General features: G+C 69.7%; 26 protein-coding genes. 11 read left to right on the top strand and 15 right to left on the bottom strand.

Features of this window, described 5'->3' with window-relative positions:
* Positions 1-18 precede the first annotated feature (18 nt).
* From oxc to ACYVO7_RS07815, 5 genes are all read left to right on the top strand, one after another.
* Positions 19-1,752: an oxalyl-CoA decarboxylase gene (gene oxc / locus ACYVO7_RS07835; RefSeq protein WP_460449272.1), complete on the top strand. Its 1,734-nt coding sequence runs from the start codon at positions 19-21 to the stop codon at positions 1,750-1,752.
* Between the two features lie 13 nt (positions 1,753-1,765).
* Positions 1,766-3,040: a formyl-CoA transferase gene (gene frc, locus ACYVO7_RS07830; RefSeq protein ID WP_460449271.1), complete on the top strand. Its 1,275-nt coding sequence runs from the start codon at positions 1,766-1,768 to the stop codon at positions 3,038-3,040.
* A 96-nt stretch (positions 3,041-3,136) separates the two neighbouring features.
* Positions 3,137-3,352 carry a ribbon-helix-helix protein, CopG family gene (locus tag ACYVO7_RS07825; protein WP_460449270.1) on the top strand — a complete coding sequence of 72 codons (216 nt, stop codon included), beginning with the start codon at positions 3,137-3,139 and terminating at the stop codon, positions 3,350-3,352.
* Positions 3,349-3,711: a PIN domain-containing protein gene (locus tag ACYVO7_RS07820; RefSeq protein ID WP_460449269.1), complete on the top strand. Its 363-nt coding sequence runs from the start codon at positions 3,349-3,351 to the stop codon at positions 3,709-3,711. The genes ACYVO7_RS07825 and ACYVO7_RS07820 overlap by 4 nt, the downstream gene beginning before the upstream one ends.
* A gap of 9 nt (positions 3,712-3,720) precedes the next feature.
* Positions 3,721-4,482 (top strand): sulfite exporter TauE/SafE family protein, encoded by a 762-nt coding sequence (locus ACYVO7_RS07815; RefSeq protein ID WP_406856640.1) that lies wholly within the window; start codon positions 3,721-3,723, stop codon positions 4,480-4,482.
* A gap of 78 nt (positions 4,483-4,560) precedes the next feature.
* Here ACYVO7_RS07815 and ACYVO7_RS07810 read toward each other — a convergent pair whose 3' ends face one another.
* Positions 4,561-5,160, bottom strand: a complete 600-nt coding sequence (locus ACYVO7_RS07810) for a biotin transporter BioY (protein ID WP_460449268.1) — start codon at positions 5,158-5,160, stop codon at positions 4,561-4,563.
* Between the two features lie 194 nt (positions 5,161-5,354).
* Here ACYVO7_RS07810 and ACYVO7_RS07805 point away from each other — a divergent pair, with 194 nt between their 5' ends.
* On the top strand, positions 5,355-6,266 hold the full coding sequence (locus tag ACYVO7_RS07805; protein ID WP_460449267.1) for an MBL fold metallo-hydrolase: 912 nt from the start codon (positions 5,355-5,357) through the stop codon (positions 6,264-6,266).
* 3 nt (positions 6,267-6,269) lie between these two features.
* Here the strand turns inward: ACYVO7_RS07805 and ACYVO7_RS07800 are convergent, their stop codons facing one another.
* The 3 genes from ACYVO7_RS07800 to ACYVO7_RS07790 all read right to left on the bottom strand — a co-directional run bounded on the left by ACYVO7_RS07800 (position 6,270) and on the right by ACYVO7_RS07790 (position 8,982).
* Positions 6,270-6,446: a hypothetical protein gene (locus ACYVO7_RS07800; protein WP_460449266.1), complete on the bottom strand. Its 177-nt coding sequence runs from the start codon at positions 6,444-6,446 to the stop codon at positions 6,270-6,272.
* 79 nt (positions 6,447-6,525) lie between these two features.
* Positions 6,526-7,248, bottom strand: a complete 723-nt coding sequence (locus ACYVO7_RS07795) for a DUF1499 domain-containing protein (RefSeq protein ID WP_460449265.1) — start codon at positions 7,246-7,248, stop codon at positions 6,526-6,528.
* A gap of 105 nt (positions 7,249-7,353) precedes the next feature.
* Positions 7,354-8,982 (bottom strand): long-chain-fatty-acid--CoA ligase, encoded by a 1,629-nt coding sequence (locus ACYVO7_RS07790; protein WP_460449264.1) that lies wholly within the window; start codon positions 8,980-8,982, stop codon positions 7,354-7,356.
* A 140-nt stretch (positions 8,983-9,122) separates the two neighbouring features.
* Here ACYVO7_RS07790 and ACYVO7_RS07785 point away from each other — a divergent pair, with 140 nt between their 5' ends.
* A complete protein-coding gene (locus ACYVO7_RS07785) occupies positions 9,123-9,593 on the top strand; it encodes a MarR family winged helix-turn-helix transcriptional regulator (protein WP_406856634.1) in 471 nt (156 codons plus the stop codon).
* Positions 9,594-9,598: 5 nt separating this feature from the next.
* Here the strand turns inward: ACYVO7_RS07785 and ACYVO7_RS07780 are convergent, their stop codons facing one another.
* The 5 genes from ACYVO7_RS07780 to ACYVO7_RS07760 all read right to left on the bottom strand — a co-directional run bounded on the left by ACYVO7_RS07780 (position 9,599) and on the right by ACYVO7_RS07760 (position 15,325).
* Positions 9,599-10,306: an HAD family hydrolase gene (locus tag ACYVO7_RS07780; protein ID WP_460449263.1), complete on the bottom strand. Its 708-nt coding sequence runs from the start codon at positions 10,304-10,306 to the stop codon at positions 9,599-9,601.
* A gap of 102 nt (positions 10,307-10,408) precedes the next feature.
* Entirely contained in the window at positions 10,409-10,780 is a 372-nt protein-coding gene (locus ACYVO7_RS07775; RefSeq protein WP_460449262.1) for a hypothetical protein, read from the bottom strand.
* 112 nt (positions 10,781-10,892) lie between these two features.
* A complete protein-coding gene (gene glyS / locus ACYVO7_RS07770; protein ID WP_460449577.1) occupies positions 10,893-13,082 on the bottom strand; it encodes a glycine--tRNA ligase subunit beta in 2,190 nt (729 codons plus the stop codon).
* Between the two features lie 336 nt (positions 13,083-13,418).
* Entirely contained in the window at positions 13,419-14,030 is a 612-nt protein-coding gene (locus tag ACYVO7_RS07765; protein WP_460449261.1) for a cysteine hydrolase family protein, read from the bottom strand.
* 368 nt (positions 14,031-14,398) lie between these two features.
* The gene (locus ACYVO7_RS07760) at positions 14,399-15,325 is read right to left on the bottom strand and encodes a glycine--tRNA ligase subunit alpha (RefSeq protein ID WP_460449260.1); all 927 of its coding nucleotides are present in this window, start codon (positions 15,323-15,325) and stop codon (positions 14,399-14,401) included.
* Positions 15,326-15,515: 190 nt separating this feature from the next.
* On the opposite strand from ACYVO7_RS07760, the gene ACYVO7_RS07755 reads away from it, so the two are divergent.
* Both ACYVO7_RS07755 and ACYVO7_RS07750 read left to right on the top strand, forming a co-directional pair.
* On the top strand, positions 15,516-15,797 hold the full coding sequence (locus ACYVO7_RS07755) for a hypothetical protein (RefSeq protein ID WP_460449259.1): 282 nt from the start codon (positions 15,516-15,518) through the stop codon (positions 15,795-15,797).
* A 117-nt stretch (positions 15,798-15,914) separates the two neighbouring features.
* Entirely contained in the window at positions 15,915-16,217 is a 303-nt protein-coding gene (locus tag ACYVO7_RS07750; protein WP_406856627.1) for a hypothetical protein, read from the top strand.
* A 68-nt stretch (positions 16,218-16,285) separates the two neighbouring features.
* On the opposite strand, the gene ACYVO7_RS07745 is transcribed toward ACYVO7_RS07750, so the two are convergent.
* Both ACYVO7_RS07745 and ACYVO7_RS07740 read right to left on the bottom strand, forming a co-directional pair.
* Positions 16,286-17,062 (bottom strand): tRNA1(Val) (adenine(37)-N6)-methyltransferase, encoded by a 777-nt coding sequence (locus tag ACYVO7_RS07745; RefSeq protein WP_460449258.1) that lies wholly within the window; start codon positions 17,060-17,062, stop codon positions 16,286-16,288.
* Positions 17,052-17,291 (bottom strand): putative signal transducing protein, encoded by a 240-nt coding sequence (locus ACYVO7_RS07740; protein WP_406856625.1) that lies wholly within the window; start codon positions 17,289-17,291, stop codon positions 17,052-17,054. The genes ACYVO7_RS07745 and ACYVO7_RS07740 overlap by 11 nt, the downstream gene beginning before the upstream one ends.
* A gap of 251 nt (positions 17,292-17,542) precedes the next feature.
* Here ACYVO7_RS07740 and ACYVO7_RS07735 point away from each other — a divergent pair, with 251 nt between their 5' ends.
* On the top strand, positions 17,543-18,574 hold the full coding sequence (locus ACYVO7_RS07735; RefSeq protein ID WP_460449257.1) for a polyprenyl synthetase family protein: 1,032 nt from the start codon (positions 17,543-17,545) through the stop codon (positions 18,572-18,574).
* A 26-nt stretch (positions 18,575-18,600) separates the two neighbouring features.
* Here the strand turns inward: ACYVO7_RS07735 and ACYVO7_RS07730 are convergent, their stop codons facing one another.
* The 3 genes from ACYVO7_RS07730 to ACYVO7_RS07720 form a co-directional block, all read right to left on the bottom strand.
* Positions 18,601-19,527, bottom strand: a complete 927-nt coding sequence (locus ACYVO7_RS07730) for a 4-(cytidine 5'-diphospho)-2-C-methyl-D-erythritol kinase (protein WP_460449256.1) — start codon at positions 19,525-19,527, stop codon at positions 18,601-18,603.
* Position 19,528: 1 nt separating this feature from the next.
* On the bottom strand, positions 19,529-21,250 hold the full coding sequence (locus ACYVO7_RS07725) for a tetratricopeptide repeat protein (protein WP_460449576.1): 1,722 nt from the start codon (positions 21,248-21,250) through the stop codon (positions 19,529-19,531).
* Positions 21,251-21,461: 211 nt separating this feature from the next.
* Positions 21,462-23,141, bottom strand: a complete 1,680-nt coding sequence (locus tag ACYVO7_RS07720; RefSeq protein ID WP_460449255.1) for an electron transfer flavoprotein-ubiquinone oxidoreductase — start codon at positions 23,139-23,141, stop codon at positions 21,462-21,464.
* A gap of 199 nt (positions 23,142-23,340) precedes the next feature.
* Here ACYVO7_RS07720 and ACYVO7_RS07715 point away from each other — a divergent pair, with 199 nt between their 5' ends.
* Positions 23,341-24,135 carry a uracil-DNA glycosylase gene (locus ACYVO7_RS07715; protein WP_460449254.1) on the top strand — a complete coding sequence of 265 codons (795 nt, stop codon included), beginning with the start codon at positions 23,341-23,343 and terminating at the stop codon, positions 24,133-24,135.
* Positions 24,136-24,223: 88 nt separating this feature from the next.
* Here the strand turns inward: ACYVO7_RS07715 and ACYVO7_RS07710 are convergent, their stop codons facing one another.
* Positions 24,224-24,712, bottom strand: a complete 489-nt coding sequence (locus ACYVO7_RS07710; RefSeq protein ID WP_460449253.1) for a F0F1 ATP synthase subunit B family protein — start codon at positions 24,710-24,712, stop codon at positions 24,224-24,226.
* Positions 24,713-24,714: the final 2 nt, after the last annotated feature.

The raw sequence follows: 24,714 nt of genomic DNA, 5'->3' as shown, positions 1-24,714 counted from the left end.
CACGTGGAGGACACAAGGATGAGCGCAGCTCTGAGCGAGAGCACGGCCGCAGGCGTGGAAGAACGCGAGCTGACAGACGGCTTTCACCTGATCATCGACGCACTCAAGCTGAACGGCGTCGAGACTATCTATGGCGTTCCCGGCATCCCGATCACGGATTTCGGCCGCATGGCCCAGGCCGCGGGCATCCGCGTCATCTCGTTCCGCCATGAGCAGAACGCCGGCAACGCCGCCGCCATCGCGGGCTTCCTCACCAAGAAGCCGGGCATCTGCCTCACGGTGTCGGCCCCGGGCTTCCTGAACGGCCTGACGGCGCTCGCCAACGCCACCACCAACTGCTTCCCGATGATCCTCATCTCGGGCTCGTCCGAGCGTGAGATCGTCGACCTGCAGCAGGGCGACTACGAGGAGATGGACCAGCTCGCCATCGCCAAGCCGCTGTGCAAGGCGGCCTTCCGCGTGCTGCATGCGGCCGACATCGGCATCGCGGTCGCGCGCGCCATCCGGGCCGCCGTGTCCGGCCGCCCCGGCGGCGTCTATCTCGACCTCCCCGCCAAGCTGTTCGGCCAGGTCATGGACGCCGAGAAGGGCGCCAAGTCGCTCGTGAAGGTGATCGACCCCGCCCCGGCGCAGATCCCGGCCCCCGACGCCGTGAAACGCGCGCTGGACGTGCTCAAGGGCGCCAAGCGTCCGCTCATCATCCTCGGCAAGGGCGCGGCCTATGCGCAGGCCGACGAGAAGATCCGCGAGTTCGTGGAGAAGAGCGGCGTTCCCTTCCTGCCGATGAGCATGGCCAAGGGACTGCTGCCCGACACGCACCCGCAGTCGGCCGGCGCGGCGCGCTCCACCGTGCTGAAGGACGCCGACGTGGTTCTGCTCATGGGCGCGCGCCTCAACTGGCTGCTCTCGCACGGCAAGGGCAAGACCTGGGGCGACGCCCCCAAGAAGTTCATCCAGGTCGACATCGAGCCCAAGGAAATGGACTCCAATGTCGAGATCGTGGCCCCGGTGGTGGGCGACATCGGCTCCGTGGTGAACGCCTTCCTGCAGGGCATGGGCGCCAACTGGCCGGCCCCGCCCTCCGACTGGGTCAACGCCGTGTCGACCAAGAAGGAGGAGAACATCGCCAAGATGGCTCCTCGCCTGATGAACAACAAATCGCCGATGGACTTCCACGGCGCGCTCGGCGCGCTGCGGACGATCATCAAGGAGCGGCCTGACGCCATCCTGGTGAACGAGGGCGCCAACACGCTCGACCTCGCCCGCGGCGTGATCGACATGTACCAGCCGCGCAAGCGCCTGGACGTCGGCACATGGGGCGTGATGGGCATCGGCATGGGCTTCGCCATCGCGGCTGCGATCGAGACCGGCAAGCCGGTGCTCGCCGTCGAGGGCGACAGCGCCTTCGGCTTCTCGGGCATGGAGGTGGAGACGATCTGCCGGTACAACCTGCCGGTCTGCGTGGTCATCTTCAACAATAACGGCATCTACCGCGGCACGGACGTGAACCCGGTCGGCGGCGACCCGGCCACCACGGTGTTCGTGCCCGGCTCGCGCTACGACAAGATGATGGAGGCCTTCGGCGGCGTCGGCGTCAACGCCACGACCCCGGACGAGCTGTCGCGCGCCGTGAACGCCGCGATGGACTCCGGCAAGCCGACCCTCATCAACGCCGTGATCGACCCCGCGGCCGGCACCGAGAGCGGCCGCATCGGCAACCTGAACCCGCAAAGCGTGGTCAAGAAGAAGTAAGGGAGGACGATTTATGACGAAGGCGCTCGAAGGGGTGAAGATCCTCGACTTCACCCACGTCCAGTCAGGCCCGACCTGCACGCAGCTCCTCGCCTGGTTCGGCGCGGACGTGATCAAGGTCGAGAGGCCCGGCACCGGCGACATCACGCGTGGCCAGCTTCAGGACATCCCGAAGGTGGACAGCCTCTATTTCACGATGCTGAACCACAACAAGCGCTCCATCACGCTCGACACCAAGAACCCGAAGGGGAAGGAGGTCCTCGAGCGCCTGATCAAGGAGTGCGACGTCCTGGTCGAGAATTTCGGCCCCGGCGTGCTGGACCGCATGGGCTTCCCCTGGGAGCGCATCAAGGCGCTGAACCCGCGCATGATCGTGGCCTCCATCAAGGGCTTCGGCCCCGGCCCCTATGAGGACTGCAAGGTCTACGAGAACGTCGCCCAGTGCACGGGCGGCTCCGCCTCCACGACCGGCTTCCGCGACGGCCTGCCGCTCGTCACCGGCGCGCAGATCGGCGATTCCGGCACCGGCCTGCACCTCGCGCTCGGCATCGTGACCGCCCTCTACCAGCGCACCGTCACGGGCGAGGGCCAGCGCGTCACCTGCGCGATGCAGGACGGCGTGCTCAACCTCTGCCGCGTGAAGCTGCGCGACCAGCAGCGCCTCCAGCACGGCCCGCTCAAGGAATACAGCCAGTTCGGCGAGGGCGTGCCCTTCGGCGATTCGGTGCCGCGCGCCGGCAACGACTCGGGCGGGGGCCAGCCGGGCCGCATCCTGAAGTGCAAAGGCTGGGAGACCGACCCGAACGCCTATCTGTACTTCATCACCCAGGCCCCGGTCTGGGAGGCGATCTGCGACATCATCGGCGAGCCGGAGTGGAAGACCAACCCGGACTACGCCACGCCGCCGGCTCGCCTGCCGCGCCTGAACGAGATCTTCGCCCGCATCGAGCAGTGGACGATGACCAAGACCAAGTTCGAGGCCATGGAGATCCTGAACGAGCGGGACATCCCGTGCGGGCCGATCCTCTCCATGAAGGAGATCGCCGAGGACGAGTCGCTGAAGGCGACCGGCACCCTGGTCGAGGTGGATCACCCCACCCGCGGCAAGTACCTCTCGGTCGGCAACCCGATCAAGCTGTCGGCGAGCCCCACCGTGGTGGAGCGCTCGCCGCTGCTGGGCGAGCACACGCAGGAGATCCTGCGCAGCGTGCTCAACTACTCGGAGGCCGAGGTCTCCGAGATCGCCGCCTCGGGCGCCACCGGCGCCCCCCGCATGGCGGCGGAGTAACCCTCCCCGCTCCAGTTGGCCGGGACCCGCAAGGTCCCGGCCTTTTTGTTTCTCCGCCGCTGACCTATAATGAAGCCCGATGGAGATCGGTGCGTCATGCGTGCGACTGTCGACCTGAGCGAAGCTGATTTGCGCGTCCTCGACGACGTCGCCCGTGAGACCGGAAAGTCTCGCGAGGAGGTGATCGAAGCCGCCCTCGCCGACTATCTCGCCCGCCGGAAACGCCAGCGCATCGACGCCGCTTTCGGTCTCTGGGGACACCACGAGGTCGACGGCCTGGAGTATGAGCGCAAGTTGCGCGCCGAGTGGTGAGGGTACTCCTCGACACGAATATCCTCATCGACTTCCTGAACGACGTTGAGGAAGCAAGGGCCGAGATCCATCGGTATGCCGACCCTGCGATCAGCATCATCACATGGATCGAGGTTCTCGTCGGCACGCCGGAACACCTGTCGGAAGCCACCCGTCTCTTCATGTCGAGCTTCAACGTCATCGAGATCCGTCCCGACATCGCCGACGAAGCCGTTCGGATCAGGCAGTCTCACAAATTGAAGCTGCCCGATTCAGTGATCTGGGCGACGGCGAGAGCCGAAGATCGACTTTTCGTGACCCGCAACACCAAGGACTTTCCTTCCGGGGATGACCGGGTCCGAGTTCCTTACAAACGGTAGCTTCGCCTCATGATCCTCACCTTCGCGCTCCTGATGCTTGCGGCCTTCGCGGCTGGCGTGGTCAACGCCGTGGCGGGCGGCGGGGCCTTCCTGACCTTTCCGGCCCTGGTCTTCGCCGGCGTGCCGCCGCTGGCCGCCAACGCGTCCTCCACGGTGGCGCTGTTCCCGGGCCAGGGCGCGAGCGCCTGGACGTACCGGCGCGACATTCAGTCCATCACGCAGGTGAACGTGCCGGCCTTCGTCGCCGTCAGCCTCGTCGGCGGGCTCATCGGCGCGCTCCTGCTGCTGTTCACGTCCAACGAAGCCTTCGCGCGCCTCGTGCCGTTCCTGATGCTGTTCGCCACGGCGGTGTTCGCCTGGGGCAACCTGTCGAGCCCCGCCGCGCTGAAGCGCTACTCCCTCGGGCCGACGGCCGTCCTGGCCACGCAGTTCGCGATTTCAGTCTATGGCGGCTATTTCGGCGGCGGCATCGGCTTCCTGATGCTCGCCGCCCTGACCCTGTTCGGGCTGCGGGACATCCACGCCATGAACGGGCTGAAGATCCTGCTGGCGACGCTGATGAACGGCGCGGCGGTCGTCGCCTTCGCGGGGGCCGGCATCGTGCGCTGGCCCGAGACGATCGCGATGGCGCTCGCCGGGATCGCGGGCGGGGTGCTAGGGGCCAAGGGCGCCAAGAAGGTGAACCCGAAGCACATCAAGCTCGCCATCCTGGCGCTCGGCGTCGGGCTGACCGCCTTCTTCTTCTGGAAGCAGTACGGCGCGGCGGCCTGAGCCCGCCGGCCCTCTCGGCTGCAAAAGCGAACGGCGCCCGCAGGCGCCGTTTCTCCGTCCTGATTCAGCCTGCGCGCGTCAGGCGCGACGCTTGTCCACGACGCTCCACACGGCGGGCACGAGGGCCGCGCCGAGCGCGGTCTTGAGCGCCGTGGCGGCGAAGAAGGGGACCACGCCGACCAGCCAGGCCTTTTCGGCGCCGATCGCCATGGCGAGCCAGCCGAAGCCGAAGGCGAAGATGGCGAGGTGGCCGAGCGTCATCGCCACGCCCATGCCGACCAGAGAGCGGCCCAGCCCGCGCTCGCACAGCACGCCCACCAGATAGGCTCCGGCGACGAAGCCGAGCAGATAGCCGCCGGTCGGGCCCATCATGTAGGCGAGGCCGATGCCGCGCTCCGGCGTGTCGGCGAAGACCGGCAGGCCCAGCGCGCCCTCGAGCAGGTAGGCGATCGCCGTGACGGCCGCGAGGCGCGAGCCGTAGGCGGCCCCGAGCCAGAGCACCACCAGCGTCTGCATCGTCATAGGCACCGGATAGAACGGAACCTTCAGCTTGGCCGACAGGGTCAGCAGCGCCGTGCCGGCGAGCACCAGCAGCACGGAGCGGGCCAGGCCGGCCGCGTCGTCGCGGGCGGGCCAGAAAGCGGAGGCGAGCGTGGTGGGAAGCGGCTGCGCGGCCATGCGGGAAACCTTTCGGCGCTAGTCGTGGTCGGCGTCCTGGCGGGGGATTCGCCCCCTATCCGATCCTGGCTTCGACCTATAGGGTCTCGCGCGGACGGCCACAAGGCCGCCATGCCCTCGACCAAAGATCAGCCCGGCGCGGGATGCGAACCATCGTCGCCCGGCCCGGGCGCTGGCCCCCGCGACGAGACACCATGGCCGACGACATCCCCTTCGACCGCAGCTTCGACGACCCGCCCGGACAGCTGCGGGAGGTGAGCCCCCTCATCCGCCGCATGGTGGCGGGCAATTCCGGGCCTTTCACCTTCACGGGCACCTGCACCTATGTGGTGGGACGGGGCGAGGTCGCCGTCCTCGATCCCGGCCCCGACGATCCCGGCCATGTCGAGAGGCTCCTGGCGTCCCTCGCGGGCGAGCGCGTCAGCCACATCGTCGTCACCCACACCCATCGCGACCATTCGCCCGCAAGCCGGGCCTTGCAGGCGGCCACGGGGGCGCCGATCGTGGGCTGCGCCCCGCACACGGCTTCGCGGCCGCTGGCGGCAGGCGAGAGCAAACGGCTGGACGCGAGCGCGGACCGGGACTACGCGCCGGACCGCATCACCGCCGAGGGCGACGCGATCCGCGGCCCCGGCTGGACGCTGACAGCCGTCGAGACGCCCGGGCACACGGCGAATCACCTGGCTTTCGGGCTTGCGGCGGAAGGCGCGCTGTTCTCCGGCGACCACGTGATGGCGTGGTCGACCACCATCGTCGCGCCGCCGGACGGCGCGATGGGAGACTACATGGCCTCGCTCGCCAAGCTGCAGGCGCGGGACGACCGGGTGTACTGGCCCGGCCACGGCGGCCCCGTGGTCAACCCGTCGCGGTTCGTGCGGGCGCTGGTCCATCACCGCCGCCAGCGAGAGGCGTCGATTCTGGACCGCGTGGCGGCCGGAGACGGCCTGATCGCCGAGATCGTGCCGAAGCTCTACGAGGGTCTGGCTCCCGCCCTGCACGGCGCGGCCGCCCTCTCGGTGTTCGCCCATCTGGAGGACCTGGCGCGCCGCGGCGTGGTCGCGACGGAGGGTCCGCCCAGCCTCGCCGGGCGCTACCGCAAGGCCTGAGCCCTAGTAGTTCAGCAGCCGCAGGACGATCCAGGTGATCGCGAAGGCGATCACGAAGGCGACCAGCGCCATTCCGATCGCCCGCGGGTTGCGCAGGCCCTGGGCCCGCCCCGGCCCGGCGAAGACGTACCAGAAGGCGACGATGAGCCCGATGATGGCGGCGATGTCGTTGCGCGGCATGTCCGCTCCCTGGTTGCGCTTCCGTCCCGACGCTCAACTCTCCCGGCCGGAGAAGGATGCCGTCCTTGTCCGCGCGACGCTAGTCCCGGTTGTCCGCCAGCTCCTGGAGCGCGGCCATGAAGGTCTGGATGCGGGTCGCGTTGGCGCCGAGGTCGTGCGCGCCGACCCGTGAGGCGGACCGGACGTCGACGCGTGCGCCGTTGGCCAGCGGCCGGATCCGGACCGTCACGTCGAGCGGAAAGCGCATGATCAGCGAATGGTCGATGGCCTCGATGCGGCCCACGCCGGTGCGCCCGCCCGGGGCCGCGCTCTCGATGATGGTCCAGCCCCGCTGCTGGGCGGCCTTCATGGCGAGCTGGAACGCCTCCTGGGCGGTGATCTCGAGCGTGAGGGGGGCGACGCCCGGATAGGCGGCCCGGATCGTCTCGCGGGAGGCGGCCGGAGGGTCGGTGAGCAGGCGCCCTCCCCGCATCTCCAGCGCGCGCCTGGAGCGCGAGAAGGCCGGCGGATCGACCATGTCGGAGCTGACGTCGTGCAGGCGCGGCAGGCGCACGGCCTCCAGCCCCAGCCAGGCCGGGAACGCGACCAGCGCGCCCGCGACCAGAAAGGCGCCGAGCGCCTTGCCGAAGCCGGGCCGCCCGTCGCCCCAGATCACGAAGAACGCGGCGACGGCGAGCAGCACCGCCGCGATCGCCACCACGAGGCCCGCGCCGAGCACCACAAGGGCGGCCGGCGTCTCGATCCGCTCCGTCCGGCCCAGCGCCACGCCCAGCAGCACGGTCGCCAGGGCGAACATGGACATGCGTCCGCTCCACAGAGCGGCGCGCGAAAACGGCAGATCGACGACGAGACGGCGCATCAGGACCTTCTACACCGCGGCCCGGACAATCGTCACCGTCCTTGCGCCTCAGGCGGCGGGAAAGCGGTAGTCCTTGAAGCGCTCCCGCAGCTCCATCTTCTGGATCTTCCCGGTCGCCGTATGGGGGATGTCGGGCACGAAGACGACGTCGTCCGGCATCCACCATTTGGCGATCTTGCCCTGCATGAAGGCCAGGAGGCTGTCCTTGTCCGGGTTGGCGTTGGGCTTGGGCACGATGATCAGGAGGGGCCGCTCGTCCCATTTGGGATGGGCGACGCCGATCACCGCCGCCTCGGCCACGTCCGGATGGCCGAGCGCGAGATTCTCCAGGTCGATCGACGAGATCCACTCGCCTCCCGACTTGATCACGTCCTTGGCGCGGTCGGTGATCTGCATGTAGCCGTGCGCGTCGATGGTGGCCACGTCGCCGGTGTCGAACCAGCCGTCCTCGTCGAGGATCTGGCCGCCCTCGCCGCGGAAATAGCTCTTGGCCACCGCCGGCCCCTTCACCTTCAGCCGGCCGAAGGTCTTGCCGTCCCAGGGCAGCTCGACGCCTTCGTCATTGGCGATCTTCATCTCGACCATGAAGGGCGCATAGCCCTGCTTCATCTTGAGGTCGTAAAGAGCGTCGTCGCGCAGCTCGCCCAGCTCCGGCTTGACGAAGCAGACCGACCCGACCGGGCTCATCTCCGTCATGCCCCAGGCGTGGATGACGTTGACGCCGTAGTTGCGCTCGAACTTCTCCGTCATGGCCCGCGGGCAGGCCGACCCGCCGATGAACACGCGCTTGAGGTGCGAGAGCGGCTTGCCGGTCTGCTCCAGATAGGCGAGCAGGCCCAGCCACACGGTCGGCACCGCCGCCGTGACGCTCACCTTCTGGGTCTCCAGGATGTCGTACACGGAGGCCCCGTCCAGCTTGGCGCCCGGCATCACCATGGTGGAGCCGGACATCGGGCCCGAGAAGGCCAGCGACCAGCTGTTGGCGTGGAACAGCGGCACCACCGGCATCACCACGTCCCCGGGCGATAGGCCGAAAGCCTCCTTGGGGATCAGCATCATGGCGTGCAGCACGTTGGAGCGGTGGGAGTAGACGACCCCCTTGGGATTGCCGGTCGTGCCGGACGTGTAGCAAAGCCCCGCCGCGGTGTTCTCGTCGAAGCTCGCCCAGCGGAAGTCGCCGTCGCACTCGGCCAGCCAGTCCTCATAGGCGACGGCGTTCTTCAGGCTGGTCGCCGGCATATGGGCGCCGTCGGTGAGGACGATGAACCGCTCCACCGTGGGGATGCGCGCGGCGATCTTTTCGATCATCGGCACGAAGGTGAGGTCCAGGAAGAGGATCCGGTCCTCGGCGTGGTTGATGATATAGATGATCTGCTCTTCGAACAGGCGCGGATTGACGGTGTGGTAGATCGCGCCCAGCCCGGCGATGCCGTACCAGCATTCGAGATGGCGCCACGTGTTCCAGGCCAGCGTCGCGACGCGGTCGCCGTGGCGGATTCCGTCGCGGCTGAGCCGCTGGGCGACCTTCATGGATCTCTGCCGGATCTCCCCGTAGGAGATGCTGTGCATCGGGCCTTCGATGGATCGCGAGATCACCTGACGCTGGCCGTGCTGCTTCGCCGCGTGGTCGATGATCCGATGGATCAGAAGCGGCCAGTCCTGCATCAATCCGAGCATCGTTTCCTCCGGAACGGGGTGTTCGGGCGCGTTGCGCCGCCCTTATGGTTCCGCTTCACTTTAAACGAGACCGAGGCTTGCGAAAGCCGTCCCGGCGTCAATAGTTTGCAGGCGAACAACCCGGCGCGAGGCACGTCCCCATGAATGCTCCCGACAGCGGCGACGTCCTGCGGACCTGGTTCCGGTTCCTGCGGCTGCACCACCGGATCACCAGCCGCGCCGCCCAGGAGTTCAAGCGAATCGGACTGTCGCTGCCGCAGTTCGACGTGCTCTCCACGCTGTCCGAGCGCGAGGGCGTCAGCCAGCAGGAGATCGCCGAGCGGCTCTATGTCACCAAGGGGAACGTCTCCGGCCTCATCGACCGGTTGACCGCGCAGGGACTGGTCGAGCGCCGGGCCCTGCCGGCCGACCGCCGGAGCTACGCCCTGCACCTGACGCCCCAGGGGCGCGCCCTCACCGAGCAGGGGCTGAGCCTGCAGCGCCAGCTGATCGGCGCCACGCTGGGCCGCCTCGCCGCGGCCGACCTAGCGACGCTCGACCGGATTCTGGTGGCGTGGCGCGAGGAGGTGCGCGCCCTGCCGGAGCACGCCCCGGACCAGGCGGCGGAGTAGCCGCCTCAGGCCGCCAGCGCGCGCAGGAAGGCCGGCAGCTCGGCGATGGAGGCGACGACGTGGTCGGCGTGGGGCTCCAACTCGTCGCGCAGCGCGGGGCCGGTCAGGACCGCGATCGCCACCGCGCCGGCCGCCCGCGCCGCGTGGAGGTCGTGCGTGCTGTCGCCCACCAGCGCGACTTCGGACGGCGGGACGCCGAGCGTGCGGGCGAAGGCCAGCACCATGCCGGGCTCCGGCTTGCCGCCATGGCCGGAATCATAGCCGCAGATGAAGTCGAGATGGGGGATCAGCCCCAGGCTCTCGGCCTGCTCCAGGGCGGAGGCCTCGGCGTCGTTGGTCGCCACCCCGAGCCGGTAGCCGTCCTGGAGAAGCTCCCTGATCACCGTGAGCGGCTCGCCGATCGGCTTCAGGTTCTTGCGGCCATGCTCGAGAAAGAGGGCGTCGATCTCGCCCGCGACGGCGTCATGGTCGGTCCGGCCGAGCGCGGCGGCCCAGTCGCGTCCGAAAGCGCCGGAATTTCCCGCCACCAGCGGAGAGGTGCGTCGAAAGGTGCGCGTCTCCAGGACATAGTCGCTGATCTCGACCAGCCGCGCGAAAGCGGCGTCGTCGCCGCGCGCCAGCGTCCGCATCACCTCGAAGGCGGCCGGACCCCAGGTCGCGTCGAAATCGATCAGGGTGCCGTCCTTGTCGAACAGGATTCCCTTGAGACCCATGCTGCCTCCCGCGGCCAAGACGTTCGCGGTGGTAGTGGGTTTGGGGCGAACGGTCCAGCGCCGGACTCGCGGGCCGGCCGCGCCAGCGCCGACCGTTCGGCGCTAGGACGCCCGGGCCTGGAGGCCGGCCGGGGCCAGGAGCCGCTGCAGCTCCATCCGGCGACGCAGCATGGTCAGCCGGAACGCGTATTTCCGGCCGACCGGAGCGAAGGCGGCTCCGCCCTCGATCGCCTTGCGGGTCTGCTGCGCCAGCACCAGCTGGCGGATGGACTGGCTGAACAGCCCCTCCTCATACACCGCCACCGCGTAGCGGATATGTTCGTACTCGGTCGACGACACGTCGTCGGCGTCGCGCTCGACGATGGCTTTCACGGCCGCGAAGAGGCACAGATACGCAGTGTCACGCTGACGCTCCGGATCGAGCAGTCCGAAATGGGCTGCGATGACCTCGAGGGGCATGTTCTGATCGGTCATGACTGAACCTGCGAGTCGAACGCCGCACGCCGACGCCCGCGCAGATTAAAGGATACAAATTAATTAATGTTAAAAATGATCTGATCTATCGTCAACGCCGTCCACAGGCGCTTCAGCCCTCGATGCTGGAGAAATCCGCGACCGTCCGGGTGGCCTCGCGAAGGCGCGAGAGGAGCCGCAGCCGGTTGGCGCGCAGGAGCGGGTCGGGAGCGTTGACGGTGACCTTTTCGAAGAAGGCGTCGACCGCCGGGCGCAACCGGGCCAGCGCCGACATCGCGCCCTCGAAGTCGTCCGACGCCACCGCGGAGCGGGCCGCTCCGGCGGCCGAATCGAGGGCGGAGGCCAGGGCCTTCTCCTCGGCGTCGGCCAGCAGGACCGGGTCGACGGGCTCGGCGTAGGACCGCCCGTCCTTCTTCTCCTCGATGCGCAGGATGTTGGCGGCCCGCTTGTACCCGGCGAGCAGGTTGCGGCCGTCCTCCGTGTCGAGGAAGCGGCCCAGCGCCTCGACGCGGCGGACGATCATCAGCAGGTCGTCGTTGGCCGGCTCCCCTCCCGCTTGCGGGGAGGGTTCCGCTGCGGCGGTCGGGCCCGATTGCGCGGCGCGCGGCTGCGCGGCGCCATGGCCGAGCACGGCGTCGATCAGGTCGTGCCGGGCGCCCTGGTCGCGGAGGTAGACCTTGAGGCGGTCGTGGAAGAAGGAGAGGAGGTCGGAAGCAGCGCCGTCGTCCAAATCCGGTGTCCAAGCAACACCGCCGATCGGAGCCAATGCCAGCTGCGTTTGAGCCGAGTGAATAGTTGATTTGAGCCCCAGCCTGATCCCATTCTCCAGCACGATCCGGATGACGCCCAGCGCGGCGCGCCTCAGCGCGAAGGGGTCCTTCGAGCCCGTGGGCTTCTCGTCGATGGCCCAGAATCCCACCAGCGTGTCGAGCTTGTCGGCGAGCGCCACGGCCACGCTCACCGGATCGGTCGGGACGCGGTCGGTCGGGCCCTGCGGCTTGTAGTGCTCCTCGATGGCGGCGGCGACGCTCGGGTGCTCGCCCTGCAGCTCGGCGTAGCGGCGGCCCATGAGGCCCTGCACCTCGGGAAACTCGCCCACCATCTCGGTGACGAGGTCGGCCTTGGCGAGTTCGGCCGCGCGGGCGGCGAGTTCCGGGTCGGCGCCCACGAGGGGCGCGAGCTCGCGCGCCAGCGCGACGATGCGGTCGATGCGCTCGCCCTGGGTCCCGAGCTTCTCGTGGAAGACGATGCCGAGCGCGCGCAGCTTGGCGAGGCGCTGGTCGAGCGGCTTTGCGGAGGCGGTCTCGAAGTCCGGCAGCGGGCGCTGGTCGGTCTCCCAGAAGTGCCGGGCGTCGGACAGGCGGGCGCGGACCACGCGCTGGTTGCCGGCCACGATCTTCTCGCCGCCGTCGCTGGCCTCGATATTGGAGACGAGCACGAAGCGGTTGGTGAGCGCGCCCGTCGCGGGCTCGCGCAGCACGAAGCATTTCTGGTTGGCCCGGATGGTGGCGCGCACCACCTCGGGCGGGATGGCGAGGAAGCTCTCGTCGAAGGAGCCGACCAGCGTCACGGGCCATTCCACGAGCCCGGCGACCTCCTCGAGCAGGCCCTCGTCCTCGACCAGCTCCAGCCCGCGCGCGAAGGCGAGGTTCCTGGCGTCGGTGAGGATCATCTGCTTGCGGCGATCGGCGTCGAGCACCACCTTGGCGCGCTCCAGCGCGGCCACATAGTGGTCGAAGCGACGCACGATGATGAGGTCGGGCGCGAGGAAGCGGTGGCCGCGCGTGACGTCGCCGGAGCGCAGGCCGTCGATCTCGAAGGGGACGACCTCGGGCGTCTCCATCTCGTGCCCGAAGGTGCACAGGATGGACTGCAGCGGCCGCACCCAGCGCAGCGCGCCCGGGTTGGCCGAGGCCGCGCCCCAGCGCATGGACTTCGGCCACGGAAAGCCGCGGATGATGCCCGGCATGATGTCCGCGATCACCTCGGGCGTGGAGCGGCCCGGCTTCTCGACGATCGCGACATAGAACTCGCCCTTCTTGGGGTCGCTCTGCACCTGCGCCTGGCTGATGTCGGACAGGCCGGCGCTCTTCAGGAAGCCCTGCAGCGCCGCCTCGGGGGCGCCGACGCGTGGGCCCTTCTTCTCCTCGCGCAGGTCCGGCTGGCGGGCCGGCAGGCCCACGACATGCAACGCGAGCCGCCGCGGCGTCGCGAAGGCCTGGGCGCCCTCATAGACGCAACCCCGCTCCACCAGCGCGTCGGTGACGAGCTTCCTGAGGTCCTCCGCGGCGCGCCGCTGCATGCGGGCGGGGATTTCCTCGCAGAAGAGTTCGAGCAGAAGATCGGGCATGGCGGTCGCGGTTCGTTTCGGGCGGGAATGGGCGGGCCGCTACGCTTTAAGCGGCGCGGGCGGGCCTGTCGAGGGAGGTTGGGCCGCGGCGCAAGTCTCTCCCGCGCAGCGGGAGAGATGTCGGCGCCAGCCGACAGAGGGGGGCGGCGGAGCGCGGCGAGGCTTGGGAGATTGCGGCGCTCGACCGCCCCCTCCCTGCCCTCCCCCGCTGCGCGGGAGAGGGTTCCGCGTTGCGGCGCTTCGTGTGACTTCGATTCCGACCGAGTTCGGCTCCAAGGTCCTCTCTGCCTACGCCTCGATCTCCGCCGCGCGGCAGATCACCGCGAAGCGGTCGGAAAGCTCCGTCAGCGCGGCGCGGTGGATGGCGGCGGCGGACAGGGGTTCGCCGCCGAGCGCATCGGGCAGGTCGCGCGTCGCGCAGGCGTCGGCCGCGATCGTGGTGCGGAAGCCGAGGTCAAGCGCCGCGCGCGCCGTGGAGGAGACGCACATATGCGTCATGAAGCCGGCCAGGATCAGCTCCTTGCGGCCGGTCGCGCGCACCAGGTCGAGCAGCGTCGTGTTGGCGAAGGCGTTGGGCAGGCCCTTCTCCACCACCGTCTCGGCCCCCACCGGGGCGGCGTCGTCGGCGACCTCGAAGCCGCGCGTTTCGGGATCGAAGGCCTTGCCGGTCCCTGCGCCTCCCTTGTGGACCACGTGGAAAATGGGCGCATCCTGCACGCGGGCGCGATGCAGCAGGCCGGCGATCACCTTCAGGGCGGGCCGGGCGTCCGGCAGCGCCAGCTTGCCGTCGACATATTCGTTCTGCACGTCGATCAGGACGAGCACGGCCTCGTGCAGCTTCGCGGGGGCGAGATTGGCGCCGGCCATCTGGAGCAGCGTGCGGGGCGCTGGTGCGGTCATTGGGGGGTCCTCCCGTTTGGGCGGGAGAGTACACGGAATGGCGGCGGTGGGGAGGGGGCTGCTTGAACGCTCCTGTTCCCGAGACGCCCCCCCGGAATACCCTCATCCTGAGGAGCATCGCCCCTTGGCGATGCGTCTCGAAGGACGAGGGACTCCAGCTGGCTCCACGGCGGTGCGCTCTGGACCCCTCGTCTTTCGAGACGCAGTCCCAAGCGGGCCTGCTCCTCAGGATGAGGGGCATTGTATGGAAGCGGTGCTGATAAGGCTCTCAGGGCGAGAGGGGCAAGAGCTGGGATGCGGGCCGCCGGCGCTCGGCCGCCCCCTGCCTGCCCTCCCCCGCTGCGCGGGAGAGGGTTCCGCGACGCGCCCTACGCCGCGACGAAGCCGCCGGCCTCGGTGCGCAGGAAGGCCGCCCCGCAGGCCTTGGCGAGTTCGCGGACGCGCAGGATGTAGCTCTGGCGCTCGGTGACCGAGATCACGCCGCGGGCGTCCAGCAGGTTGAAGACGTGGCTGGCCTTGATGCACTGGTCATAGGCCGGCAGCGCCATGGCGTGGGCGGCGGCTTCGCCGCGGTCGCCTTTCTCAAGCAGCGAGCGGCACTCGGCCTCGGCGTCGCGGAAATGCTGGAACAGCATCTGCGTGTTCGCGTGCTCGAAATTGTGCCGGGAGTATTCCTGCTCGGCCTGCAGGAAGACGTCCCCATAGGTGACCTTCTGGTCGCCTTGCAGGCCGTTGAAGTTGAGGTCGTAGACGTTCTCGACGCCCTGCACATACATGGCGAGGCGCTCCAGCCCGTAGGTGAGCTCGCCCGAGACCGGCGAGCACTCGAAGCCGGCGACCTGCTGGAAATAGGTGAACTGGCTCACCTCCATGCCGTCGCACCAGCACTCCCAGCCGAGGCCCCAGGCGCCCAGCGTCGGGCTTTCCCAATCGTCCTCGACGAAGCGCACGTCGTGCAGGCGCGTGTCGATGCCGATGGCGGCCAGCGAGCGGAGATAGAGGTCCTGGAGGTCCGGCGGCGAGGGCTTCAGGATCACCTGGTACTGGTAGTAGTGCTGCAGGCGGTTGGGGTTCTCGCCATAGCGGCCGTCCTTGGGGCGGCGGGAGGGCTGCACATAGGCGGCCTTCCAGGGCTTCGGCCCGAGCGAGCGCAGCGTGGTCGCCGGATGGAAGGTGCCGGCGCCGACCTCCATGTCATAGGGCTGCAGCACGACGCAGCCCTGCTCCGCCCAGAAGCGGTGGAGCGTGAGGATGAGGCCCTGGAACGAGCGCGTGGGCTCGAGAGCGTCCGACATGGCGTGTTTCCGGCGTGCGATTGAAATCGGCGCGACCCTAAGAGGGGGGCCGGGGCGGGTCAAGGCGGCGCCCCGGGGCCGCCATCCCCCGGCTTGTGCGCGGACGCACCCCGGCCGGGTCCGCCGGCCGGCATGGTGCGCGCCAAGTTCCCCGGTGGCGACGCCACGACGAGGGGACTGGGAGGTCGCCATGACGAGAACTATCGCCGCCCTTGCGGGCGCCGCGCTCCTGCTCACGCCGCTCGCCATGAGCGCGATCGACGCCGCCTCGGCCCGCCAGACCGCGCCGCAGCCTGCAAGGACGCAGGCGCGGACGCCGGCCCCCCTGCCCGCGCCCGTCCCGCTCCCGAGGCGGGACCTGGAGGACCAGGGCGCCCGTCTGTGCATGGAGACGGTGCGGGTGGTGGCGTCCGGCTATGGCGAGCCCGCGGGCCGCCGCTGCGCCCGCCGGCGAGAGGGCGCGGCCCTCTAGGCGGCGCGACCGGACGGCGTGGCCTTAACCGAACCTGCAATTTTTAGTATCGGCCCTTTAATCGCCCAAGTTGAACGTGTGATATAGGGGTTGCAGCAAAAGTTCGGAGGAAACCACATGAAGCGGATCGGATTATTCCTGGGCGGCCTTTTCGCCCTGTTCGTCGCCTTCACGGCCGTGCCGCAGGCGGCCAACGCCGCCGCCGTCAACCCCGCCGCCGCCGTCCAGATCGACAGGCAGGCTCCTGCGCTGACCGAAGCGACGCAGTACTATCGCCGGCATTATTACGGCCGCCCCTACGCCTATCGCCCGCGCTACTACCGGCCCCGCTACTACGCCCGTCCGATCTATCGGCCCCGCGTCGTCTGCCGCGTGCAGTACACCTATTACGGCCCGCGCCGCGTCTGCCGCCGCTGGTGACCGCCGCGGACTGAGTCCGCTTCTGAACCGACGAAGGGAGCCGGCCCCGTAGGCCGGCTTTTTCGTGGTCACCAGGCCAGCGCGGCCTCTCCGCGGTGCAGCGCCTCGGCGAAGGGCGTGAAGGCGCCGCCGTCCTGGTGAAGAACGATCCCGGCGCACAGCCGGAAGGGCCCACGACCGCCCTTGACGCCGCGCACCAGGACCCTCGAGGCGGGCTCCCCTGCCCGGGGATGGACCGGCAACACAGCCACGTCGCCGAAACGCGGCCCCATGGCGCGCAGCACCGCCGGCAAGGCGTCGGCGCGGTGCACGACCACCAACGCCCCGCGGGACCGCAGCAGGCCGGCGGCGGCCTTGATCCAGGCCTCCAGCCCTTCCGCCGGCATCACATGCGCGTTGGATCTGGCGCCGTCCGGCGAGGCGCGGTGCGCCGACGCGTCGAGATAAGGCGGGTTGGTCAGCGCCAGGTCGGCGCTCTCCTGCGCGAGCCCCGCCGCCCGGCGCGCGGCGAAGCCGGCCAGGATGTCGCCCTGCGTGACCGTGACGCGCGCCTCCAGCCCGTTCAGGGCGACGTTGCGCTCGGCCAGGGCGGCGAGACGGGGATCTAGTTCGACGAGGCGGACGCGGGCCGCCCGGGCGCGGAGCGCCAGCGAAAGGCCAACCGCGCCGGTGGAGGCGCCGATGTCGACGGCCTCTCCGGCGAAGTCCGCCGGCGCCGCGGCCGCGAGCAACGCCGCATCGGTCCCGGCCCGGTGGCCCCTGGCGGGCTGGAGCAGGCGCAGGCGTCCTCCCAGCAGGAGATCCGTCGAGACCTCGTCTCCGGGGGCCGGCGCCTCAGACGGCATGGCCCTGCTCGGGATTGAGCTCGGCGCCGAGCCCCGCGTCACGCAGGATCCGGCGCGCCTGCCGCTCGTCGTCCTCCGGGACCAGGAGCCGGCGGGGGAACGCCCCGATGCCGCCCTCCATCGCGCTGACATGCGCGTCGGCCAGGAAGAACGGCACTTCGGCGGCCTGGAGCAGCGCCTCGATCAGCGAGATGAGAACGAGATCGTTGGTGCGCAGGATCTCCCGCATGTCTCCTCCAGGGCCGACGGCCAGGCCGCCGCATTTCGCGCCGCCGCGATCGCGACGGCGCCGCCGCGGGCTGCGGCCGTCCCCCCTTGTGCGGCATTGGGCCGAGTTGCGGCAAGTGGCGGCATGTTGCAGTTTGCGACGCAATAGCGCGACCCGCCCGCCCGTGGTACCGGAGGCGGCGGGATCGCAGTCGCGCCGCCATCGGCGCGCTCGTCCGGCCCGTCCTGGCGTCGGATAGAAAGGTTGAGCACGTGGGTGTCGTGGTGTCCCTCGATGGCAAGCAGCCATCGGTTTCCAGTGCGGGCGCGCCGAGCATCGAGCCTCTTGTGAAGCTCACGGCCCAGGGCATGGAGCGCGTCAACCAGCTCATCCTGGCGCGCGTCGGCTCCGACGTGCTGCTCATCCCCGAGATCGCCAAGCACCTGATCAATTCCGGCGGCAAGCGCCTGCGTCCCATGCTGACGCTGGCCACCAGCGTGCTGTGCTCCTACGAGGGCGACGGCGACATGAAGCTCGCGGCCGCGGTCGAGTTCATGCACACGGCGACGCTGCTGCATGACGACGTCGTCGACGGCAGCGAGATGCGCCGGGGCAAGCTCGCCGCCCGCATGCTGTGGGGCAACGAGGCCAGCGTTCTGGTCGGCGACTTCCTGCTCGGCCAGGCCTTCAAGATGATGGTCGAGGTCGGCTCCCTGCAGGCGCTCGACGTGCTGTCCACCGCCGCCGCCGTCATCGCCGAAGGCGAGGTCATGCAGCTCGCCGCGGCCAAGAACACCGAGACGACCGAGGACGAGTATCTGGCCGTGATCCGCGGGAAGACCGCCGCGCTGTTCGCGGCCGCCTGTGAGGTCGGCCCCATCATCGCGGGCCGGGCCAAGGCCGAGCAGACCGCCTGCCGCAGCTACGGCGCCAATCTGGGCATCGCCTTCCAACTCGTCGACGACGCCCTGGACTATGGCGGCCTCAGCGCGGACCTGGGCAAGAAGGTCGGCGACGACTTTCGCGAGGGGAAGATCACCCTGCCGGTGGTCCTATCCTTCCGGCGGGGCACGGACGAGGAGCGCGCCTTCTGGAAGAAGACGCTGGAGCGCGGGGAAGCGTCGGACGCCGACCTGCAGCAGGCGATCGCCATCATGCGGCGCCACCGGGCCATCGAGGACACCGTCGAGCGCGCGCGCCATTATGGGGCCATGGCGAAGGACGCCTTGGCGCTGTTTCCCGACAGCGCCATGAAGGGCTCCATGCTGGAAGCCGTGGATTTCTGCATCGCCCGCTCGCACTGAGCCGTCCATCGCGGGCCGCGAGGCCGTCAACGCAGCATCGTCGGCACGATCCACCATTGGGGCCGCCGGCGGGCCAGCGCGCGGGCGGCGGCGGCGGCGGCGTGGCGGTCCGGATAGAGGCCGAAGCAGGTGGCGCCGGAGCCCGACATGCGGGCCAGCAGGCAGGCGGGCGTCTCCCGCAAGGCGGACAGCACGTCCGCGATCACGGGCGCGACCGCCACGGCGGGGGGCTCGAGGTCGTTGCGCAGCGCCGACAGGGCTCTGACGAAGTCGCCGCGGTCCGTCGCGGCCGGCGGCGCGACCGGGGCGGAGAGCGTCCCCGCCGCAGGGGCGAAGGATGCGCCGCAGTCGAGCCCGAGGGCGGCGAACACGCCGGGCGTCTCCACGGGCGCGCGAGGATTCGCCAGAACGGCGAAGAGCGGCGGCAGCGCGAGCGCAGGGCCGACCGTCTCGCCCGCGCCCTCCATCATGCGCAGGCGCGGCGCCAGGCACACCGGCACGTCCGCGCCGGTCAGGCGCGCGGCTTCCAGCACGGCCGGATGATCCGCCGCGAGGCCGTTGACCCGCGCGAGCAGGCGCAGCGCCGCCGCGGCGTCCGAGGAGCCGCCGCCCAGTCCGGCCGCCACGGGCAGGCGCTTGACCAGCGCGAAGGCCCCGGCGCGCAGTCCGGCATGCAGGGAAGCGAGGTGGCGGGCGGCGCGCAGCACGAGGTTGTCGGCGTCGGGGCCGGCCGCCGTCGCGGTGGGGCCAGAAACCTCGAGCGAAAGCTCCGGGCCGGGCGCCAAGGCGAGCCGATCCGCCACGCCCGCGAAGGCCACGAGGCTGGACAGCGCGTGATAGCCGTCCGGCCGCCGGCCGAGCACATGGAGGGCGAGGTTGACCTTGGCGGGCGCGCGCTCGGTCAGCAGTGCGCCGGAGGGCGCGCCAGCATGCGCCCCCGCGCCGTCACGCATGTCAGCCGCCGTTGGTCTTCGGCTCGGGCTTGGGATCGGCCGCCGGCTTCTGCTCCGCTTCGGCGGCGGGCTTGGCGTCAGGCAGGCCCTTGTCGATCTTTTCGAGGATCTTCGGCAGGTCCTCGGGCTCCGGCTTCAGGTCGCGCGCGTGGTTCCACTGGAAGCTCGCCTCCAGCTTGCGCCCGACGCGCCAATAGGCGTCGCCCAGATGGTCGTTGATCACCGGGTCGGAGGGCTTCAGGTCGATCGCCTTCTCCAGAAAGCGCACGGCCTCGTCATACTGGCCGAGGCGGTAATGCGCCCAGCCGAGGCTGTCGACGATGTATCCGTCCGTAGGCCGCTGCTCGACGGCGCGCTTCAGCATCTTGAAGGCCTCGTCGAGGTTGATGTTCTGGTCGACCCACGAATAGCCCAGATAGTTCAGCACCAGCGGCTGCTCGGGATAGAGCTCCAGCGCCTTCTTCAGGTCCGCCTCGGCCTTGGGCCACTGCTTGGTGCGCTCCAGCGCGATGCCGCGGAAATAGAACAGGGTCCAGTGGCCCTGGTCGGGCTTTCCGACGGCCTCGATCGCCTTGCTGTAGGTCTCCGCCGCCTGGGCGAACTCCTTGCGCGAGCGATAGACGTTGCCGAGCGCCGTCAGGGCCTCCACGTCGGCCGGGTTCTTGGCCACCACCGCCTGAAGCTGTCGGACGGCCTCGTCCTTGCGCTCGAGCTGCTCGAGATTGAGCGAGATCTGGATATCCGCGCTGCGGCGCAGCGGCGAGGATTGCGACACCATGTCGTAGGTGTCGTTGGCGCGCTCGCTCTGCTTCATCCGATCATAGATGTCGGCGAGAGTGATCACCGCCAGCCCGTTGTCCTGGTCCAGCCAGAGCGAGAGCCGCAGATAGATCATGGCGGCGAGTTCGTCGCCGGTGCGGTTGCCGGCGGCGCCGAGCCCGTAGAGCACTTCGGCGGCGCCGCTGGCGACGCTGGGCACGGCGGCGTCGAGCGTCTTTCCCGCCTCCAGCGAGGCGATCGCGGCGGTCACGAGCGGATGGCGCGGCAGCAGCTTGTCGAAGGCGCGGTAGACCTCGAGCGCTTCCTTCTGCTTGCCGACCCGCGACAGGAAGCGGCCATAGACGTCGACCATGCGCAGCGTGCGGTTCTCGGCGTCGTAGGCCGCCTTCAGGCGGCGCTCCGCCTCGGCCTTGTCGCCGCCGAGATCGGCGATGAGCCCCGCATGGTAGTTGCGGAAGACCGCGATCGAGTCCTCGCCCTTGATGGTGTCGACCGTCTCGATCGCCTTCTTGAGGTTGCTCGAGCCGAGCCAGCTCCAGGCCGTCAGCAGCGTCGCGGTGAGATCGGTCGTGCGGTTGCGCCCGCCGGTGGAGAAGCGCGAGCGCGCCTTGCCGTATTGCTTGGCCTTGTAGTCGCGGATGCCGAGGACGAGCTGCGCCAGCCCGTTGCGCGCTTCGCGCGCGCCGCCCAGGCGCTCGGCCAGCTTCAGGGCTTCCGGGTAGGACCCTTCGGCCAGCAGCGACACGAAGGCGCGCTCGGTGAGGTCGGCGCTGCGCGGATCGTCGCGCAAGGCCTCGCGGTAGAAGAACGCGGCCGCGCTGGTGTCGCGGGACGCGCCGGCGACGACCGCGGAAAGGTAGTTGCCCGCCAGGGTGTTGCCCGCGTCGATCGCGTCCGAATAGCTCTGCCCGTTGCGGGCCTGCGCGGCGGCGCAGCCGGCCATCAGCGCGAGGGCGGCGACCAGGGGCCGGACGCGGGTCAAGGCAAGGCGGGGTGTCGCAGGCGTCACGCTGTCATCGCTTTCAAGGGTCGCGACCCAGCGCGCCGGGCCGGCATGAATCGAAGCTGTTTTGTCCGGCCGCAACATGGCGTTTTTGCGAGTTGGCGGCAAGCGAAGGGCGCGCCGCGCCCCCGGGGCGCGACCGCCGCCGCGATCACATGTTCGGGTAATTGGGGCCGCCGCCGCCCTCGGGCGTGACCCAGGTGATGTTCTGGGACGGGTCCTTGATGTCGCAGGTTTTGCAGTGCACGCAATTTTGGGCGTTGATCACGAAGCGCGGGTCGGTGCGGGCCTCGGGATCGGCGTAGACGACCTCGTAGACGCCCGCCGGGCAGTAAAGGCGCGCCGGCTCGCCATAGAGCGGCAGGTTGCGGGAGACCGGAATCGTCGGATCGGTCAGCTGCAGGTGCGAGGGCTGGTCTTCCTCGTGATTCGTCGCGGAGAGGAACACCGAGGACAGCTTGTCGAAGCTGACCACCCCGTCGGGCTTGGGGTAGACGATCGGCTTCACCTCGTCGAGCCGCTTTAGGCTCTCCGAATCCGGCTTGCCGTGGCGCATCGTCCCGAAGAAGGAGAAGCCGAAGAGCTGGTTGGTCCACATGTCCAGCGCGCCGAGCCCGATGCCGAGCACGGAGCCCAGCTTGGACCAGAGCGGCTTGACGTTGCGGACGCGCTTCAGGTCGCGGCCGATCTCGCTGTCGCGCCAGGCGTTCTCGTATCCGGCGAGCTCGTCGTTCGCGCGTCCCTCCGCCAGCGCGGCGACGACGTGCTCGGCGCACAGCATCCCCGACAGGATGGCGTTGTGGGAGCCCTTGATGCGCGGCACGTTGACGAAGCCGGCCGCGCAGCCGACCAGCGCGCCGCCCGGGAAGGCGAGCTTGGGCACGGACTGCCAGCCGCCTTCCGTGATGGCGCGCGCGCCGTAGCTGATGCGCTTGCCGCCGATGAACACGTCGCGGATCAGCGGGTGCGTCTTGAAGCGCTGGAACTCGTCGAACGGCGACAGTGTCGGGTTCTCGTAGTTGAGGTGCACCACGAAGCCGACGGCGACGAGGTTGTCCTCCAGGTGGTAGAGGAACGAGCCGCCGCCCGTGCGCGTGTCGAGCGGCCAGCCGAAGCTGTGCTGGACGAGGCCGGGCTTGTGCTTGCCGGGATCGACCTGCCACAGCTCCTTCAGGCCGATGCCGTATTTCTGCGGCTCGCGGTCGGCGTCCAGCCCGAAGCGCTTGACCAGCTGCTTGGTGAGGCTGCCGCGCGCGCCTTCGGCGAAGAGCACGTATTTGCCGCGCAGCTCCATGCCGCGGGTGAAGCCCTCCTTCACCTCGCCGGTCTTGGACACGCCCATGTCGCCGGTGGCGACGCCCACGACCTCGCCCTTGTCGCCGAACAGCACCTCCGCGGCCGCAAATCCCGGATAGATCTCCACCCCCAGGGCCTCGGCCCGGACGGCCAGCCAACGCGCCACATTGCCCAGCGAAACGATGTAGTTGCCGTGATTGGAGAGCAGGCCGGGCATCAGCGCGTTCGGAAGCCGCACGCCGCCGGCGGGGCCGAGCACATAGAAGCGGTCGTCCGTGACGGGGGTCTTCAGCGGCGCGTCGGGATCGTCGCGCCAGTCCGGGATGAGTTTGTCGAGGCCGATCGGGTCGACGACCGCGCCCGACAGGATATGCGCGCCGACCTCCGAGCCCTTCTCCACCACCACGACGCCGAGGTCCGGGTCGAGCTGCTTCAGGCGAATGGCTGCGGCCAGACCGGCAGGTCCGGCGCCCACGATCACCACGTCGTAATCCATGCCCTCGCGGGGCATGCTCTGCGCCTCGGCCAGATCCATCGTCACCCTCGTTTCGCCGGACTGCGCGTCTCGTTCCAGACCGCCTCCCGTTCCCTGATATAGTTCACAGGTGAACCATTGCAAAGCCATGCGCATCGCAGGCGCGCCGGCTCGTCACCCCTGCAGTAACAAAGCCCGAACGCCCGCGCCATAGGCCGAAGCGCTGGTTTCGGGCGTTCGGGGCCGCTACAGTGCCGCCATGGCCCTGACCGAGATCGATCCCGCGCGAGCAGCCGCCGACCTGCTGGCGTGGTACGCCGAGATGGGCGTCGACGCGCTGCTGGACGAAGGGCCGCATGACCGGTTCGCCGAGGCGGTCCCGGTTCAGCGCGCGCCGCCGCCGCCGCCGTCGGAGCAACGGCCCGCAGCCTTCGCCGGGGCGTCGGCCAGCGCCGACGACGTCGAGGCGCAGGCCCGCATGCTGGCGCGGTCGGCCAGAGACCTCGACGAGCTTCGCGCGCTGCTCGACGGCTTCGAGGGCTGCGCCCTGAAGCTCACGGCGCGCAGCCTGGTCTTCGCGGACGGCAACCCGGAGGGCCGGGTCATGTTCGTGGGCGAGGCGCCCGGGGCCGAGGAGGACCGTTCGGGGCTGCCCTTCGTCGGGCGTTCGGGGCAGCTGCTCGATCGCATGCTGGCGGCGATCGGCCTCGACCGGACGCAGGTCTATGTCGCCAACGTGATCCCCTGGCGCCCGCCGGGCAACCGCACCCCGACGCCGCAGGAACTGGCGACGTGCCTGCCTTTCGTGGCGCGGCAGATCGAGCTCTGCAAGGCCGAGATCCTGGTCTGCCTGGGCGGACCCTCGGCGCAGTCCCTGCTCGGCGTGACGGACGGCATCCAGCGCACGCGCGGGCGCTGGATGGACTATGATGCCGGCTCGCGCCGCATGAAGGCCCTGGCGACCCTTCACCCCGCCTATCTGCTGAGGCAGCCGCTGCAGAAGCGTCTCGCTTGGCGGGATTTCAAGATGATCCGCGCGGCGCTCGACGGGTGAGAGGCCGGCAGCGCCGGAGAGAAGAAACGCCGCCGCAACGAAAACGGCCGCCCGGAGGCGGCCGTTCAACGACTCTTGACGTCGAAGCTCAATTGAGCTTGGCGCGGACTTCGGCGAGGCCCTTGGCCAAGAGGGCGTCCCCCGAGCCGACCGTGTCCTTGCGGAGGATCTCCTCGGAAGCCTTGACGGCGGCGTCGGCGGCGGCGGCGCGCACGTCGGCGGTGGCCTGGGCTTCGGCCTGGGCGATCTTCTGCTCGGCCATCCGGGTGCGGCGGGTGACGAAGTCGGCCAGCTTGGTCTGGGCGTCGGCCGCGAGGCGCTCGGCCTCGATGCGCGCGGTGCGGACGATCTCGGCCGCCTCGGCCTCGGCCTCCTGGCGCTTCTTCTGGTAGTCGGCCAGCACGCGCTGCGCCTCCTCCCGGAGGATGCGGGCGTCCTCGAGCTCGGCGCGGATCATGTTCCCGCGCTTGTCGAGGCCGCTCACCAGGGCGTTGAAGCCCCCCACCTTCCAGACGATGCCCACGAAGATGAAGAAGGCGACGGCGACCCAGAATTCGGCGTCATAGATGAAAGACATCG

The sequence above is a fragment of the Alsobacter sp. SYSU BS001988 genome (assembly GCF_054796215.1).
The sequence above is the reverse complement of the archived record's forward strand: the minus strand, read 5'-3'. Positions and strand labels throughout refer to the sequence as shown.

Bases quoted from the DNA above. Each gene is read 5' to 3' on its own strand.
- ACYVO7_RS07755 (WP_460449259.1), top strand. From the start codon at position 15,516: ATGACGAGAACTATCGCCGCCCTTGCGGGCGCCGCGCTCCTGCTCACG.
- ACYVO7_RS07805 (WP_460449267.1), top strand. From the start codon at position 5,355: ATGGCCGACGACATCCCCTTCGACCGCAGCTTCGACGACCCGCCCGGA.
- ACYVO7_RS07825 (WP_460449270.1), top strand. From the start codon at position 3,137: ATGCGTGCGACTGTCGACCTGAGCGAAGCTGATTTGCGCGTCCTCGAC.
- frc (WP_460449271.1), top strand. From the start codon at position 1,766: ATGACGAAGGCGCTCGAAGGGGTGAAGATCCTCGACTTCACCCACGTC.
- ACYVO7_RS07715 (WP_460449254.1), top strand. From the start codon at position 23,341: ATGGCCCTGACCGAGATCGATCCCGCGCGAGCAGCCGCCGACCTGCTG.
- ACYVO7_RS07760 (WP_460449260.1), bottom strand. From the start codon at position 15,325: ATGTCGGACGCTCTCGAGCCCACGCGCTCGTTCCAGGGCCTCATCCTC.
- ACYVO7_RS07810 (WP_460449268.1), bottom strand. From the start codon at position 5,160: ATGGCCGCGCAGCCGCTTCCCACCACGCTCGCCTCCGCTTTCTGGCCC.
- ACYVO7_RS07720 (WP_460449255.1), bottom strand. From the start codon at position 23,141: ATGGATCTGGCCGAGGCGCAGAGCATGCCCCGCGAGGGCATGGATTAC.
- ACYVO7_RS07790 (WP_460449264.1), bottom strand. From the start codon at position 8,982: ATGCTCGGATTGATGCAGGACTGGCCGCTTCTGATCCATCGGATCATC.
- ACYVO7_RS07765 (WP_460449261.1), bottom strand. From the start codon at position 14,030: ATGACCGCACCAGCGCCCCGCACGCTGCTCCAGATGGCCGGCGCCAAT.
- ACYVO7_RS07725 (WP_460449576.1), bottom strand. From the start codon at position 21,250: ATGGCCGGCTGCGCCGCCGCGCAGGCCCGCAACGGGCAGAGCTATTCG.
- ACYVO7_RS07785 (WP_406856634.1), top strand. From the start codon at position 9,123: ATGAATGCTCCCGACAGCGGCGACGTCCTGCGGACCTGGTTCCGGTTC.
- ACYVO7_RS07815 (WP_406856640.1), top strand. From the start codon at position 3,721: ATGATCCTCACCTTCGCGCTCCTGATGCTTGCGGCCTTCGCGGCTGGC.
- ACYVO7_RS07750 (WP_406856627.1), top strand. From the start codon at position 15,915: ATGAAGCGGATCGGATTATTCCTGGGCGGCCTTTTCGCCCTGTTCGTC.
- ACYVO7_RS07775 (WP_460449262.1), bottom strand. From the start codon at position 10,780: ATGACCGATCAGAACATGCCCCTCGAGGTCATCGCAGCCCATTTCGGA.
- oxc (WP_460449272.1), top strand. From the start codon at position 19: ATGAGCGCAGCTCTGAGCGAGAGCACGGCCGCAGGCGTGGAAGAACGC.
- ACYVO7_RS07730 (WP_460449256.1), bottom strand. From the start codon at position 19,527: ATGCGTGACGGCGCGGGGGCGCATGCTGGCGCGCCCTCCGGCGCACTG.
- ACYVO7_RS07800 (WP_460449266.1), bottom strand. From the start codon at position 6,446: ATGCCGCGCAACGACATCGCCGCCATCATCGGGCTCATCGTCGCCTTC.
- ACYVO7_RS07780 (WP_460449263.1), bottom strand. From the start codon at position 10,306: ATGGGTCTCAAGGGAATCCTGTTCGACAAGGACGGCACCCTGATCGAT.
- ACYVO7_RS07745 (WP_460449258.1), bottom strand. From the start codon at position 17,062: ATGCCGTCTGAGGCGCCGGCCCCCGGAGACGAGGTCTCGACGGATCTC.
- ACYVO7_RS07740 (WP_406856625.1), bottom strand. From the start codon at position 17,291: ATGCGGGAGATCCTGCGCACCAACGATCTCGTTCTCATCTCGCTGATC.
- ACYVO7_RS07795 (WP_460449265.1), bottom strand. From the start codon at position 7,248: ATGTCCATGTTCGCCCTGGCGACCGTGCTGCTGGGCGTGGCGCTGGGC.
- glyS (WP_460449577.1), bottom strand. From the start codon at position 13,082: ATGCAGCGGCGCGCCGCGGAGGACCTCAGGAAGCTCGTCACCGACGCG.
- ACYVO7_RS07710 (WP_460449253.1), bottom strand. From the start codon at position 24,712: ATGTCTTTCATCTATGACGCCGAATTCTGGGTCGCCGTCGCCTTCTTC.